Genomic DNA, 14,579 nt, shown 5'->3' with positions numbered 1-14,579 from the left:
GCTTTTTGCCAGTTTGTTCATAAATGTTCTTTGACCAAGCTAAGAATGCATCATATGTCCATTTATCCGTTCCCTTCATGACATCTTCTTCTGTGAGACCTTCTGGGAGGTACTTGAAGGCCTCTTTGTTAATTACCATGACATATGTGGCACTCATCCATGGAACATATACTTTTTTGCCCCTTATTACGGAGTACTCTTGGAATATTGGTATGAAAGTTCGTCCTTCGAGCTTCGGCATGTCGCTAAGATCCATAAGCCAGCCTTGAGAGTCATAATAATCCATTGCCCCATGGAGATCTCCAATTACACTGATAGTAACCTTACCACTTTTTTCTTCTGCTGCAAGCCTCATGTTTAGATCAGACTGACTTATTGGGATAAGCTCAGCATCAATACCCGTTTTCTCTTTAAATCCTGGCAGAACCGTGTTAAGAAGGAATGCCCTCTCTGCCGGAGGCATTAATTGGGTTGATGCCCAAACAACTTTGCCACCAACTTCACTCGGAGAGGCGGTACTTGATGGTGTGCTCGATGGTGTACTCGATGGTGTTGTTGATGTTTGCCCTCCACCTATACAACCGCTGGCAAATATTGCGGCCGTCAAAACACCCACCAAAAACAAACCCAGCATCTTTTTGTTCATGAAGCTACACCTCCATACTTCAAAGCCATATTCGACGAGGGGATATATAAGTTTTATGATTATGAACTACCTTTTGTAGTTGTATCACATAAAAAATAAGATAAAATATTAGAGTTTAACAACTTTTCCAGTCCTTGAAGATTCATAGGCAGATAAAACGATAATTAAGTTATTCTTTGCGTCTTTACCGGTTATTGGAGGCTCTTTGTCCTTGAGAATTGACTCTATGAATGTGTTAACTATCCCCTGCACATCAGGTCTTTCCCAGTATATCCTTTCCGTCTTATCTTGGTAAACTGCAAAGTCCGGATATGCTGTTCTAACGTCGAGGAAGCCCTCCTTCCCCACAAGGTAGTATTTAATTTCGAGTCCATAGGGATAACCCTTTGGATTCCCCCATCCCGCACTTAGGATTGCCATAACACCATTTTCAAACTCTAAAAATGCCGTTCCGACGTCATCCACGGGGAATCCATATATCTTGGATCCTATGTCCGCAAAGATCCTCTTGGGCATGCTACCCGTGAGCCACAGGAGCGAGTCTATGCCGTGGGGAGCTGTGTCCATAAAACCCCCGCCACCGCTTTTCTTCACATCAAAGAACCAGCTCATATCAAGCCCCTGCAGATATATGGGTGGTTTTACATATTCCGAAATCGCATTAATGTATTCCAGATTGCCTATCTCCCCAGCATCTATCATGCTCTTCGCCTTTATTAAAGGACTCGTAAAGCGCGGGTTAAATGGAACCATGAGCTTTACATCGTTTTTTTCTGCAGTTTTTATTATTTCATCGGCATCCTCAAGTGTTAACGCTATTGGCTTTTCCAGTAATATGTGTTTTCCTTCCTCCGCCGCCCTGATAGCAATCTCCTTGTGTCTATAAGTCTCAATTGCAACATAGACTGCATCCACATTCTCATCCCTCAGAAGGGACTCATAATCTTTATAAAACTTGGCTTTATGCTTTTTGGCTTCTCCTTTTGCAACACCCGAGTTTGCCCCATCCCCCGAAATTGCATAGAGCCTTGCTTTCCTGTTTTCGGCTATCGTTTGACCGTACCTCAACGCATGGGGATGGGCATAGCTGATAATTCCAAAGTTGAGCTTCTTCATTCTTCCCCACCTCCAAACTCGACGGACTTGCCAAGTTTAGCAGACTCCTTTGCCTTCTCAGCGATTTTAAGAGCAATCAATGCATCCTTCGCACTTACTGTGGGCTCCTTATCCTCCCTTATGCACTCAAAGAAGTGTCTTAACTCCCTTTCAAAGGCATCGGGGAACGTTGAGAGAAGCGGTGAAAAGCGGGGCATCTCAAACTGGCTCTTCGCAACACCAACCACTGGGGTGTCCATTGGGGTGTATCTTATTCTTCCGTTCTTTCCTATGATATCGAGGTGGTGGTAGAAAACGCCGTAGCGCGCTGGATAGGGATAAGCCCAGCTCACTTCCGCTATTCCAAGCTTTCCTCCCTCAAACTTTATCATCATTACAAAGTGGTCATAGGTGTTTCTTTCCCGAGCTTGCTCTTTAATCATTTTTCCACTTCCAAAGACTTCCACGGGCTCACTTTCAAATAACCACCTCAAAAAGTCTGTAACGTGAACTCCAAGGTCAAGGGCAACTCCACCGCTCTTGCTCTCATCCCAGTACCAGTAGTCCGAGGGGAAGGGAAGTCCTTGAACTTCATTCTTCTTTATCTGCATTGGCAGAATGTTTCTGTTCTTTATTACATCCTTAATCTGAACCCATCTCTTATCGAACCTCCTAACATGCCCAACGAAGAGCTTTAAACCTTCCTTTTCTGCGACCTTAATCATCTTTTCAGCTTCTTCTGATGTTAATGCTATGGGTTTTTCTATAATGACATGTTTTCCCTTTTTTAGTGCTGCCAAAGCGAGTTCTGCGTGGGTGTAAGTGGGAGTTAGAATTTCAACAACGTCAAGATCCAAGTCGAGGAACTCATTCAAATCCACGAAAGCTTTTGCATTGAAATACTTTGCGCCTTTTACTGCCCTCTCTTCATCCACGTCCATGCAAGCTGCTACTTTAATGCTTTGAATCTTCTCCAAGGCAGGCTTGTGGGCCAGGTTGAATATGTTTCCACATCCAATAACCCCTACTTTAAGCTTACCGTTTGCCATGGGTATCCCCCAGTATAAGGGTGGGGGAAAGGTATATAAGTTTTATCTATTATAAACCACTTTAGATGGTTGTATGTGGCACGCTGTTCATGCTTATGAGGAAGTATGAGGAGAAGTGGAGGAGTGTCAGGAAAATTGAGTCTCGCTTTATTTTGCTAAGACGGCGGATTTCATGGAAAAAACAGGGGGAATGAGCACTCTGGAAGCGGAAGAGCTTATAAGGGAGAGGGCGAAGGTGTTCTTGGAGGAGAAGGACTACCTTCTGGAGCGCTGGTAAAGCTCCCTCACCTCCCTCATCAACACTACCTCCTCCAATTTCGGAACGCTCCATGCTCCCCGCTTCATGGTCGAGAGCGCGGCTATTAGGTTTGCAAAGCGGCCTATTCTGTAAAGCTCACCCTCACTGAGCTCAAGATTTTTAATTTTGTCCATGTGGTGGAGTGAAGCCAGAAGTGCTGCCATATATGCGTCTCCGGCCCCTGTGGTATCCACGGGCTCGACTCTATACGCCGGCACCTTAACCTCAATTCCTCCATGGATGAGCTCGCTCCCCTCGCCTCCCCGTGTGACCGCGAGAAGCTTGAAATCAAAGCCTTCAATATCAATTCCATTCTCTTTGAGGAATTCAAGCTCTCCATCTCCTATTTTGATTATATCCGCCAGCTTCAATGCCCTCTCAATATCTGCGAGCATATCATCTTCCCGCCCGCGCCACAGGTCGAGCCTTATGTTAACATCATAGCTTTTCGTAATCTTTTCCCTTTCCAGTATCTCGAAGAGGGTCGAGCGGCTCGGTTCCCTTGCGAAGAGGACGCTTCCAAAGTGGAGGAGCTCTGCACTGAAGGGCTTTACATCCTCAGCCTTCAGGTTGAAGTAGGCAACTCCATCGTAGAGTATGAACTCGGGCTTGGCTCCTATGAGCTGAACGAAGACCACTCCGGTGTGCCTTTCCCCATCGAGTGCAACGTAAGATGTGTTCACCCCTTCCTCTTCAAGCCTCTCAAGGAGGAAGGCTCCAAAGGGATCCCTTCCAACTTTGCTTATTAGTGCACTCTCCACACCCAGACGGGACAGTCCAACGAGGACATTGGCGGGAGCACCGCCGGGATGCTTCTCAAAGCTCTTAACGTCCTTTAGTGCACCTTCATCACGGGCTATAAAATCAATCAGCACCTCACCTATCGCAAATATCATGGCTACCACCGTTAAGAGTGGTTCAGTGATAAAGGTTATATACTTTTTTGGATACCCTTCCCCGGTGATAGCATGCTGGCTGTTGTGACATTCACGGATCCGAGGAAAACTTCCCTGTCTCTGGAGAGGGAAAGGGCACTCCTCAGGAAACATGAGGAATTAATTAACTCCCTTGAAAAAGAGGGCTTTGATGTCCTGGATGTCAATGGAGCGCTTAATAAAAGGGAATGCCTTCAGAAGGGGAGTAACTTCGGGATTGAGAGTAAAGAGGAGGTCTTTGAGGCATCAAAGCTCATAAACTCAAAGGATGTGAGTGGTGTTATTCTCGGTCTCTGGCACTGGACGGAGAGCAATCTTGTAACGCTCCTGGCTAAGGAAGTTAATAAGCCGCTTCTCCTGTATGCGGATGATGATATTTCATGGGCTGGTTCAACATGCATAACATCCGTGGGAGCATCCCTATGGGAAAGCGCCCTTAACTACCATGCGGTTCATCACACGAGGATTAAAGGTGATGTGGAGAAGGTCAAGGCATGGGGAAGGGCTGCTGAAGCCGTATCGAAGCTCTCAAGGAAATCCCTCCTCCTCTGGGGCGCACCCTACACCCTCGGGATGGAGCACCTCATGGATGATCTGCCGAGATTAAAGCGCTTTGTTGGAGATTTTCTGATTTTGGGACAGTATTTGATAGTTAAAAGGGCGGATAGAATGCTGAACGATGAGCGCGTTGAGAGATTTTTTGAGTGGTTGAAGGAGAAGAGCAAAATCAAGTTCGACAGCTCCATGCTGACCCGGGAAGTCCTTAAGAGGCAGATAGCCCTATATCTCGCGGCGAAGGAGATTTACGAGGAATATGGAGATGAGGTGGCAGGAGTTTCAATAAAGTGCCAGCCGGAGCTGAGCGAGGTCTATGGAACCACGGCATGTTTAATACCCGCATTCTTCCCCTTTGGGATGGATGCCTTTGGGGATAAAGAGGTTATTCCTGCGACGTGTGAGGGCGACGTTAAGGGAACCATAAGCTCCGTGATGCTCTTCTATCTGAGCGGCAAACCTCCTCTATTCGGGGACATAAAATACGTGGATGACGAGCTCATTTTAGTGGCAAACTGCGGTGCATCCTCTCTCTACTATGCAAGACTGAGCGAAAACCCGGAAGAAAACTTAAGAGCCACCCTAATTCAGGGACAGTGTCAGGGAAAGAGTGGAGGAGCCCTCACATACAGAACGCCCCCATCACAGTTCACGGTTGCAAGGCTCATAAGGATAGACGGCAGGTATTACCTCCTCTACTTCCTGGGAGAAGGAGTTGAGATAAGCGACGAAATTGAGGGAAAATTAAAATGGGGGAAGCAGTGGCCGCACACAGCTGTGAAGAACCCACTAAACAAAAACACATTCCTAAGTGTGATGGGGGCAAACCATCTCTCCATGGTGCCCGGAGACTTCAGGGAGGAAATAAAGTTCATCGCAAAACTTTGGGGAGTTAAAGCTGTAAATCTGGGGGATGAGATAGAAGTCAGGGAATTTTTAAATGAAATTTGAGGGATGGAGATGATACTCTCCTACAACGGTGCATTCGTGGTTTCAAGGGAAGACGGAAACATGAAAGGGAGATTCGACGGCTTTTACGTTTTTGATACGAGATTCCTGAAGGATGTGGAGCTCAATTTCCCGGATGTCAAAGTGGTTCCCCTCGGAGATGTCAAGGAGAGCTTCAGGAGCTTCCGTTCCCACTTTTCTCTGGAAAAAGATGGAGTTGAGGTCGTTTTTATAAGGAGGAGGGAAATCCTTGAAGACTGGAGTTACAGGGAGTTGCTGTACTTTCACAATACATCCCAAAGTCCCGTCTCCTTTGGGCTTTCCTACTCCTTTAAAGTTCCCGCGGAGGACATATTCGAAGTCAGAGGATTCGGAGGAAAGAGGATAGCGAGGAATATAAGGAAGGAGGGAGAGGAATATATCTATGAGGGGCTGGATGGGGTGAAAAGGAAGCTGAAGGTGGAGAGGAATTTGAAGGAAAGAGTCAATCTTGCCCCTCTCGAAAAAGCCGAATTTTATATAATATTTAAGCCCTCCGTCTCAATGGAGAGATTCAAATTTTCCCTCGAAAATCATCCGGTGAAAATCCGGAATCCCATTCTAACAAATTTAAGGTGGTTGAACAGGGTTTTTGATGTTGCAGTTGAGGATATATCTTCCCTCAGCGCCAGGACAAACTATGGGGTGGTACCATTTGCAGGTCTTCCCTACTTCGGCTGCATCTTTGGCCGGGATAGCATAATAACCTCTCTCTTTCTGCTTCCCTACTTTCCCGAATATGCAATAGGAACACTGAAAGTTCTTGGAAAAATTCAGGGGGAGAAGGATAACCCAAAAAGCGGTGAGGAAAGGGGGAAGATTCCCCACGAATTCAGATTTGGAGAACTCTCACAGGCGAAGCTGATGCCCTTCGCTCCATATTATGGAACTATAGATGCAACTCCCCTCTATTTAATGCTTGCCGCTGAATATCTGAGATGGACAAGGGATTACAGGGGCGTTGAGGAGATAAGGAAGCACATAGATCTGGCCATTGAATGGGTTTTAAAGAAGCTCGATGATGGATACATCCGCTACGGAGAAGGCTCGCTGAAAAACCAGGGGTGGAAGGACTCAAAAGGAGGGGTTCCCACAGAGGAAGGGCTTCCCACATCATATCCCATAGCACTCGTGGAGGTTCAGGGTTATGCATACAGAGCACTCATGGATATGGCGGAGCTCGAGCTTAGCGATTACGACTCAAAGATGCTTAAAAGGGAGGCATCAAAGCTCAAAAAGCGCTTTAACAGGGATTTCTGGATGGAAGAGGAAAAATTCTACGCTCTTGCCCTGAACGGGGAGGGAAAACCTTCCAGAGTTATATCATCAAATCCGGGCCATCTGCTTCTAACTGGAATAGCTGAACACGAGAAGGAAATTGTGGAGAGGCTCTTTAGGGAGGACATGCTTTCAAGATGGGGCATCAGGACTCTGAGTTCGAGGGAAAAGGCATACAATCCCTTCAGCTATCATGCGGGGAGCGTCTGGCCCCATGATAACGCGATTATAGCCCTCGGGCTGGCAAGGGTAGGAGAGAAGGAGAAGGCTTCAAAACTTGGCTTCTTGGTTTTAAGTGCGGCACGCCTCCTTCCAAATAATCAGTTACCGGAACTCTACAGCGGGGTTGATAGCGATGCACCACTGCCCTGTCCGAGAGCCAATGTCCCTCAAGCGTGGAGCGCCGCAAGTGTTTTTGCCTTCCTCACGGCAATGTTCGGCTTTGAAAAGGGGAGCCGGAGCATTGAGATAGGAGGCAGGAGAATCACAATCAAGAGGATTCCAACACACTTATAAAACCTCAAAACCGACTAATGGAGATGGCAATGAGATGGACAAAGCTATTTCCCTTGCTCCCCCTCTCTTTCCTGGCAGTCTTCTTCTACTTTCCTCTGGTTAGTATACTCTATGAGGGGCTCTGGGACAATGGGCTCACCCTGAGATATATCCATGAGGTTCTGTTAAACGACTACCATAGGGGAGTGATATATTTCACCTTCTGGCAATCCGCGGTTTCTACACTCCTAACACTCGCTCTGGGGCTTCCCGGAGCATACATATTTACGAAGCATGATTTTCCGGGCAAGAGATTTTTAAAAGCCCTGCTAACAGTTCCTTTTGTCATGCCGAGCATAATGGTTGCCCTCGGCTTTCTCCTGCTCTTTGGAAAGTCGGGATTCTTTGCCCGGATTTTTGGAAGGGATTTGGGGATTCTCTACTCGTGGAAGGCAATAATTTTAGCCCATGCATTCTACAACTTTCCCGTTGTGGTTCGAATGGTATCATCCCTGTGGCAGAGGATAAACCCCCACTACGAGGAAGCAGCGTTGAGTTTGGGGGCGAAGGGTTTCACACTATTCCGCAGGGTCACCCTCCCCATGCTCCTTCCTGCCATTTTTGCATCCTCAATGCTTACATTCATATTCTGTTTTCTCAGCTTTTCGATTCCATTAATATTGGGAGGTTACCAATACGCCACTCTCGAAGTGGACATCTTCACGAGCATAATGACACTTTTAAACTTCAAACTGGGCTCCGCTCTAGCGATAATCCAGATAACATTGAGCTTCACCTTCATGTATTTCTACATCAAAAGCCTCGATACGTATGCAAAGGCTGAAGAGCAGAAAATTTTTAGAACTCCCCAGCCCCTTGAAGCGAGGGACTTACTTAGCATTAAGGGCATTTTAATAGGAATTTACTCCCTGATCGTGCTGATCTTCATTGTAGCACCCCTACTGGCTGTTGTATATTACTCCTTTACCTATGGAGGAAGCTTCACCCTTGAATGGTATAGAAGGGTCTTTAGTCCGCAATACAACCCAATCTTTGGAGCAAACAGCCTGACCGCAATAAGAAATTCCCTAATCTTCGGTTTCTCAACGATCTTTCTCTCAAGCCTTCTGGCGTTAAGCGTTGCTTACACATTGAACCGCTGGAACTTTAAAGGCAAACACATCTTTGACGCTCTTGTAATGCTCCCCTTAGGGTCCTCGGCGATCACCTTGGGCTTGGGATATATAAGAGCCTTCCATAAGGAGCCCTTGGAACTCTTAGGAAGCCCATATTTGATAGTATTTGCCCACACGATAATAGCATACCCCTTTGTTTTAAGGGCAATATCAACGGTTCTCAGGAAGCTGAAACCAAATTTAAGGGAGGCGGCTCTAAGTTTGGGAGCGAATGAATGGAAGGCTTTCCTTAAAGTGGAGCTCCCCCTCATATTCGGTGGAATAATTGTGGGGGCGATATTCGCCTTTGCAATGAGCATTGCTGAGCTCGGAGCCACATACATGCTTTACAGACCTGAGTACACCACCATGACGATAGCCGTTTACCGCTTTTTGGGCTCCAGACAGTTTGGACCCGCCGCGGCAATGTCCGTTCTTCTTATGCTGGTGAGCATGGTTGCCTTTTTGGTTATAGAAAGGGTTGGTGAGGAGATATGGTGAGGGTTGAGCTCAAAGGGATAAAATTGGAGTGGGAGGACTTTCAGCTTGATATTCCCCATTTGGAAGCAAAACATGGAGAATTTCTAACGCTCTTGGGACCGAGCGGATGCGGGAAGACGACGACGCTTAGAATCATCGCAGGTTTTGAAAAACCGGACTCCGGGGAAGTCTATTTTGGGGATCAGCTCATCAATGATGTTCCACCCTATGAACGGAACATTGGGATAGTTTTTCAGGATTATGCCCTTTTCCCTCATATGAATGTCTTCGAAAATATAGCCTTCGGTCTCAGAATGAGAAGGATTCCGAGAGCGGAGGTGGAAAGAAAGGTTAAACATGCCCTTGAGATCGTTGGATTAGAAGGTTTTGAAAAGAGATATCCCGAACAGCTGAGCGGTGGCCAGCAGCAGCGCGTGGCGCTGGCAAGAGCTCTGGTTATAGAACCAAGGGTTCTTCTCCTCGATGAGCCCCTCTCAAACCTCGACGCAAAAATAAGGGAGCGGCTTAGGGGGGAAATAAGGAGGATTCAGAGGGAGCTCGGAATTACCACAATTTACGTTACTCATGATCAGGAGGAGGCTATGGCGATAAGCGATAGGATAGCCGTGATGAACGTGGGCACCGTGGAGCAGGTGGGGAAACCATTGGAGCTCTACTACAAGCCGAAAAGCGAGTTTGTTGCAAAGTTTTTGGGACTTTCAAACATACTCGAGCTGAAAGCGAAGAACGGAAGAGCCGAATTTGGGAGCATGGTTTTCAACGTTGGGATCACGGGCAGCGTGAGGATTTTCTTCCGTCCGGAGAGTGTTTTCATTGAAGAGGGGGAGGAAGGAGAAGTTCTGGACTACGAACTCCTGCCTGGGAGGATAAGACTAAAAATAGAAGTTGATGGAAATATAATCACTGCAGAACGTTTTCTGAGCGAGCTCCCCTTTGACGCCAGCAGAATTCCAAAGAGAGTGGGGATTCGGATAGTCTCCTATTCCCTTCTGTGAATTTTAACATAAAAATGTCAAAAAAGTTTTAAAAAGTCCGCCCATTTTATCATTTTTGTAGCAATTTCACAGGAGGTGCTCTCATGGATGCTCTAAAGGATGTGGAAGTGAAGAGTGGTGGAAACTGGTTTGAGAGGTATTTCGAGTTCGACAAATACAAAACGGACATGAGAACCGAGATTTTAGCAGGTATAACAACCTTCATGACCATGGCGTATGTACTCTTTGTTAATCCTGCAATTTTGAGCGATGCCATTGGAAAGGAGGCTTTCAACTCACTTGTGGCTGTCACCGCATTGGCTGCCGGAATGAGCACGATATTAATGGGGCTCTATGCAAAAAAACCCTTCGCTTTAGCTCCCGGAATGGGTTTAAACGCTTACTTCGCCTACAGCGTTGTTTTAGGGATGGGTTACGATTGGCGTGTTGCCCTTGCAGCCGTTTTTGTTGAGGGGATACTTTTCATAATACTTAGCATCACAAAAGTGAGGAGCGCTATAATTCATGCAATCCCCTTAAGTCAGAAATATGCCGTTGGGGCTGGAATTGGACTCTTCCTCACACTCATAGGCCTCAATGATGTGGGGCTTCTGAGTGCTGTAGTGAAGGATGGGGTTCTCCAGTTTACGGCTCTCAACGCCCCTGCTCTAGCAACAAAGCAGATACTTCTCTTTTTCTTTGGGTTACTCTTAGCAGCAGCTCTAATTGCCCGCCGCATTAAAGGTGCCCTTTTAATCTCAATCCTTGCAACCAGTGCACTTGGATGGATTACCGGGGCAGCACCATGGCCAAGCCAGCTCTTTTCGACACCAAACATAAGCTACACATTCATGAAGATGGATTTGAGGGGATTGCTTAATGTGGGAGCATTTGGTGTCGTTTTTGCATTCTTCATGGTGGATTTCTTTGATACGTTGGGAACGGTCACGGGCTTGAGTGCAAAGGCGGGCTTTTTGACAAAGGATGGAAAAGTGCCCGATGCGGAAAAGGTTCTCCTTACAGATGCCATTGGAACAACGTTTGGTGCGGTCTTGGGAACGTCAACGGTTACCACGTATATCGAGAGCGCTGCTGGAATTGAAGAGGGAGGAAGAACGGGCATGACCCCTCTCGTCACGGGCTTCCTCTTCCTAGCAATAGGTCTCTTTATCGCGCCTTTGGCAGGAGCAATACCCGCCTTTGCAACCGCACCGGCATTGGTGATAGTTGGTTACTACATGCTCAGCGCAATCAGGGAGGTTGATTTTGCAGATCACACCGAAGCCATCCCCGCATTTCTCGTTTTGATAACAATACCCTACACATACTCAATAGCCGATGGAATAGGGATGGGATTCATAAGCTACGCGATAATAAAAGCATTGAGCGGAAGAGGAAAGGAAGTGCATCCTCTGCTTTATATCCTGGCTGGAATCTTCGTTCTATACTTCCTCTACCTTGGAGGAGTTTTTTAATTCCAATTTCTCCTTTTTCTGCTCTTTTTATGAACCTTTGCAGTGTTTATGAACTGTTTTATCATGGGGCACTTTTTCTAGATTCCACTTCCTCCTGTTTCTCTTTTATGAACTGTTTTATCACATAGGGGCACTCTTCCTGGACATACTTGGCAAACTCTTTGATTCTGTTTGCAGTTATCTCATGAACATAGTGCTCAAATTGGCATGCATCCTCTTCCGCAATTTCGGGAGGGATTCCCAGAATTTCCGTGAAAAACTGCATCAAAAGTACGTGCTTTGAGTAGGTATTCTCAGCAACCGCTCTGCCTTCGTCGGTTAGGAGAATTCTATCATATTTTTCGTAGTGCACTAAACCCTTCTCATGAAGTTTCTTTAGAGCATCAACAACGCTTGGGGGTCTTACCTTCAGCATTTTTGCAATATCCTTAACTCTTATTACGCCCTTATTCTTGTACAGCATGTACATGGCTTCTAGGTACTCCTCCTCTCTCTTCGTTATTTCCACCAACCTCACCATATTAGATTAACCTAAATAATTTAAGTACTTTTTGGTGCTCCGCGCGGCTCCTGGTTGAGTTTGATAGTGATTTTGGAGCTAGAGTATTGGAACCGCTGTATTATTACAGCGGTGCTCATGAGAAAAACTTTTAAACATAAATTGGTTACTTTGAATCATGGTTAGCAGAAGAAAAGTGGTGTTAGTACTGCTGTCCCTAATGCTCTTAGTTTCACTGAAGATTATTGGAGAGAACGTGGAGCCTAGAGAAGTTAAGAATGCCACCAAGGGCGACATAATAGAGTTTAACGGGCTATGTGTCTATTCCAGGGGAGAATTCAGCGTGCTCTCAAATGGCAGCATCATATTGAAAATCCCCAGAGCCCTGGAGGAAGGGGAGATATACACCATAAGGGGCAAGCTGCTGGATGGAGAGGAGAATTTTGTGCATCCCCTCAACATAACAAGGAGCTCACCCGGCTTCTCCATGGAAACCCTAAATGGGGCTTACTGGGAGGAAGGATCAAAATGCTACATATTCAAAGATGGAGAGAGAATTCGCCTCAACAGATGCATTGAAGTCCAAAAGGGCTATCTTGTCGAAATGAAGGGCATATTCTACGGAGACACATTTTACATCGTGGGTTTTGAGCCAAAGGGGAGATTGGAGGAGCCAAGGGATGGTTATCCCCTATTCGTCGAGGGTGTGGTCCTCTACAACAGAACATTCCTCACGCTCTGGAACGGGAGGGAAGAGATTAAAGTCTATCCTCCCTACGGAATCTCGGCACCGTTGGGAGCACGGCTTCAAGTGCTCGGAATAGCAAGGCTCCACTCAACACTCACCCTCTACGTGAACTCTCCCGAAGATATTAAAATAGTGAGAATGGCGGAGAAGAAGCCCATAGGGAGGGAGAGCGTTGGGGATATTGCCTTTGGAAATTGTCAGATCATCAGTGCTTCCACTTATCTACGGCTTAACTGCACGCATTTGAAGCTCTACAATGGGAAGGGAAAAATAGGGGATATTTTGAAATTCGAAGCTCTCAGGAGGAAAAGTTCCCTATACTGCCTCAAATGCACCATAATCCGGAGAAGGGAAGCTCTGGAAAATTCCATATGTACTCCCAAGAAAGGCATAGTTAAAATAGAGGGCAAAGTTTCGTGGGTTAAGGTCTACAAAAACGGATTTGGACTTGCCAACATAACAGATGGAAAATGCTGGGTTCTTTTAAAGCTCAGAAAAAGTCTAAATCTGAGTCTGGAGCAAAATCAAAGCATAAGTGCCTTTGGAAAATTCACAAGGTACAGAGGGATGCCCGCCTTCGAGATAGCCTCGAGGGATGACATATGCTTGAAGAATTCTTCCTGGGGATCCTCGGAGGGACATTAAGCGGGATAACCCCCGCACTCCATGTGAATACGCTGGCAACCCTGTTGCATGACATCAGCAAAGCAGACTTTAATTTCGTGTTTTTGATATACATAATGGGACTAACGCACACATTTTTGGATGCCATCCCATCCACATTCCTTGGCATCCCCGAAGAGGAGACCTCTCTATCGGTGCTTCCTGCCCACCGCCTCGTGCACCAAGGAAAAGGGCTGGAGGTAATAAACATAGCCATAACAGCGAGCACTCTGGCGTTAATCTTTGCTCTCCCACTGCTGCCCCTCTATCTAAAGCTGGCCCCTCTCTACAAGCCGGAGTTTGGAAAGCTCTTCGTGCTGATCCTATCGCTCTTTCTCATCCTTACTGAGAGGGGCATCAAAAAAATCCATGCTCTTTTAATTTTCATGCTATCCGGGGCACTGGGCTTGATGGTCGATGCCCTGCCTCTGAAGGAGCCCTATTTTCATATATTTGTGGGGCTTTTTGGAGTTCCCGCTCTGATAGTTGGAATGGAGAACCGGAAATTCGAAGTTGGTGAGGGTGAAATCGAGATATCAAGATGGAGAATTTTGAAGTTCTCGTTTCTCGGAACTCTTCTGGGCGCCCTGGCTTCTCTTCTCCCTACGTTCACATCATCGCAGGCGGCACTCATGGGGAGCTTTCTCTCAAAGGATGAGCGCTCTTTCCTGACCATAGCCTTCTCCGTCAACACCGCAAACTACTTCTTCTCAATGAGCAACTTTTATCTGACCGGGAGAACGAGGAATGGAATTCTAGCACTCATCAGGGAATCTTACCCAATTTTAAGTCAAAGGGAGTTTTTAATACTCATATTCGGGAGCTTCTGTGCTGCAGCTTTGATAAATCTCTATGGATTATCCCTGGGGAGAGGGATAGGGAAAGCACTAACGGGAGTGGATTACAGAAAGTTGAACATCTCTATATTATCAGCTGTGTTCATGCTCTCCTTCTATTTCGATGGCATCTTTGGAATATTAACCCTTATTGCCGCAGCATCCGTAGGATACACCGCTATAGAACTTGGGGTCAAAAGAACGAACTGTATGGGAGTTTTGATGCTTAGAATATTGATAAAATAAAGGAAGATCAAGGCTTATATCCATCTGCAATCTTCCTGAACTCGACATAATCCGTAACAATGCGTCTGCCGTCGAGAGTCTCAAAATAAACCTTCTTTATTTTAACATTCTTGAGGGATTTGTA

Annotated in this window: 13 protein-coding genes and 1 pseudogene; 8 read left to right on the top strand and 6 right to left on the bottom strand. The window is 46.3% G+C overall.

The genetic code is table 11. The annotated features are described in order from the left end of the window. From ACXJGZ_RS01680 to ACXJGZ_RS01670, 3 genes are all read right to left on the bottom strand, one after another. The coding region (locus tag ACXJGZ_RS01680; protein ID WP_456398086.1) for an extracellular solute-binding protein at positions 1 to 646 on the bottom strand (646 nt) is incomplete at its 3' end. Between the two features lie 108 nt (positions 647 to 754). Beyond that, positions 755 to 1,762 (bottom strand): Gfo/Idh/MocA family protein, encoded by a 1,008-nt coding sequence (locus ACXJGZ_RS01675; protein ID WP_456321442.1) that lies wholly within the window; start codon positions 1,760 to 1,762, stop codon positions 755 to 757. Continuing rightward, the gene (locus tag ACXJGZ_RS01670) at positions 1,759 to 2,790 is read right to left on the bottom strand and encodes a Gfo/Idh/MocA family protein (RefSeq protein WP_293254910.1); all 1,032 of its coding nucleotides are present in this window, start codon (positions 2,788 to 2,790) and stop codon (positions 1,759 to 1,761) included. Before ACXJGZ_RS01670 ends, ACXJGZ_RS01675 begins: the two co-directional genes overlap by 4 nt. A gap of 139 nt (positions 2,791 to 2,929) precedes the next feature. On the opposite strand from ACXJGZ_RS01670, the pseudogene ACXJGZ_RS01665 reads away from it, so the two are divergent. Further along, positions 2,930 to 3,067, top strand: a pseudogene (locus tag ACXJGZ_RS01665) (glycosyltransferase); the annotation flags it as partial. Here the strand turns inward: ACXJGZ_RS01665 and ACXJGZ_RS01660 are convergent. Then, on the bottom strand, positions 3,046 to 3,984 hold the full coding sequence (locus ACXJGZ_RS01660) for a carbohydrate kinase family protein (protein ID WP_456321941.1): 939 nt from the start codon (positions 3,982 to 3,984) through the stop codon (positions 3,046 to 3,048). The pseudogene ACXJGZ_RS01665 and the gene ACXJGZ_RS01660 sit on opposite strands and share 22 nt — an antisense overlap. A 72-nt stretch (positions 3,985 to 4,056) precedes the next feature. Here ACXJGZ_RS01660 and ACXJGZ_RS01655 point away from each other — a divergent pair, with 72 nt between their 5' ends. The 5 genes from ACXJGZ_RS01655 (at position 4,057) to ACXJGZ_RS01635 (ending at position 11,463) form a co-directional block, all read left to right on the top strand. Next, positions 4,057 to 5,529 (top strand): fucose isomerase, encoded by a 1,473-nt coding sequence (locus ACXJGZ_RS01655; protein ID WP_456398083.1) that lies wholly within the window; start codon positions 4,057 to 4,059, stop codon positions 5,527 to 5,529. A 3-nt stretch (positions 5,530 to 5,532) separates the two neighbouring features. Further along, a complete protein-coding gene (locus tag ACXJGZ_RS01650) occupies positions 5,533 to 7,359 on the top strand; it encodes a glycogen debranching N-terminal domain-containing protein (protein WP_456398081.1) in 1,827 nt (608 codons plus the stop codon). Positions 7,360 to 7,388: 29 nt separating this feature from the next. Beyond that, positions 7,389 to 9,014, top strand: a complete 1,626-nt coding sequence (locus ACXJGZ_RS01645) for an ABC transporter permease (RefSeq protein WP_456398090.1) — start codon at positions 7,389 to 7,391, stop codon at positions 9,012 to 9,014. Further along, the gene (locus ACXJGZ_RS01640; protein WP_456321938.1) at positions 9,008 to 10,009 is read left to right on the top strand and encodes an ABC transporter ATP-binding protein; all 1,002 of its coding nucleotides are present in this window, start codon (positions 9,008 to 9,010) and stop codon (positions 10,007 to 10,009) included. The genes ACXJGZ_RS01645 and ACXJGZ_RS01640 overlap by 7 nt, the downstream gene beginning before the upstream one ends. An 83-nt stretch (positions 10,010 to 10,092) precedes the next feature. Then, positions 10,093 to 11,463, top strand: a complete 1,371-nt coding sequence (locus ACXJGZ_RS01635; protein ID WP_456398079.1) for an NCS2 family permease — start codon at positions 10,093 to 10,095, stop codon at positions 11,461 to 11,463. 61 nt (positions 11,464 to 11,524) lie between these two features. Here the strand turns inward: ACXJGZ_RS01635 and ACXJGZ_RS01630 are convergent, their stop codons facing one another. Further along, positions 11,525 to 11,971 carry a metal-dependent transcriptional regulator gene (locus ACXJGZ_RS01630; protein WP_456321951.1) on the bottom strand — a complete coding sequence of 149 codons (447 nt, stop codon included), beginning with the start codon at positions 11,969 to 11,971 and terminating at the stop codon, positions 11,525 to 11,527. A gap of 169 nt (positions 11,972 to 12,140) precedes the next feature. Between ACXJGZ_RS01630 and ACXJGZ_RS01625 the strand changes: the two genes are divergently transcribed. After that, positions 12,141 to 13,355 carry a hypothetical protein gene (locus ACXJGZ_RS01625; protein WP_456398076.1) on the top strand — a complete coding sequence of 405 codons (1,215 nt, stop codon included), beginning with the start codon at positions 12,141 to 12,143 and terminating at the stop codon, positions 13,353 to 13,355. Continuing rightward, positions 13,313 to 14,455, top strand: coding sequence for a tripartite tricarboxylate transporter permease (locus ACXJGZ_RS01620; protein ID WP_456398074.1), 1,143 nt, complete (start codon positions 13,313 to 13,315; stop codon positions 14,453 to 14,455). The genes ACXJGZ_RS01625 and ACXJGZ_RS01620 overlap by 43 nt, the downstream gene beginning before the upstream one ends. Before the next feature lie 7 nt (positions 14,456 to 14,462). Here ACXJGZ_RS01620 and ACXJGZ_RS01615 read toward each other — a convergent pair. Beyond that, the coding region (locus ACXJGZ_RS01615) for a DUF5748 family protein (RefSeq protein ID WP_456398088.1) at positions 14,463 to 14,579 on the bottom strand (117 nt) is incomplete at its 5' end.

Source organism: Palaeococcus sp. (in: euryarchaeotes) (genome assembly GCF_053987695.1).
Note: the sequence above shows the minus strand (reverse complement) of the source record. Positions and strands in the feature narration are given on the sequence as shown.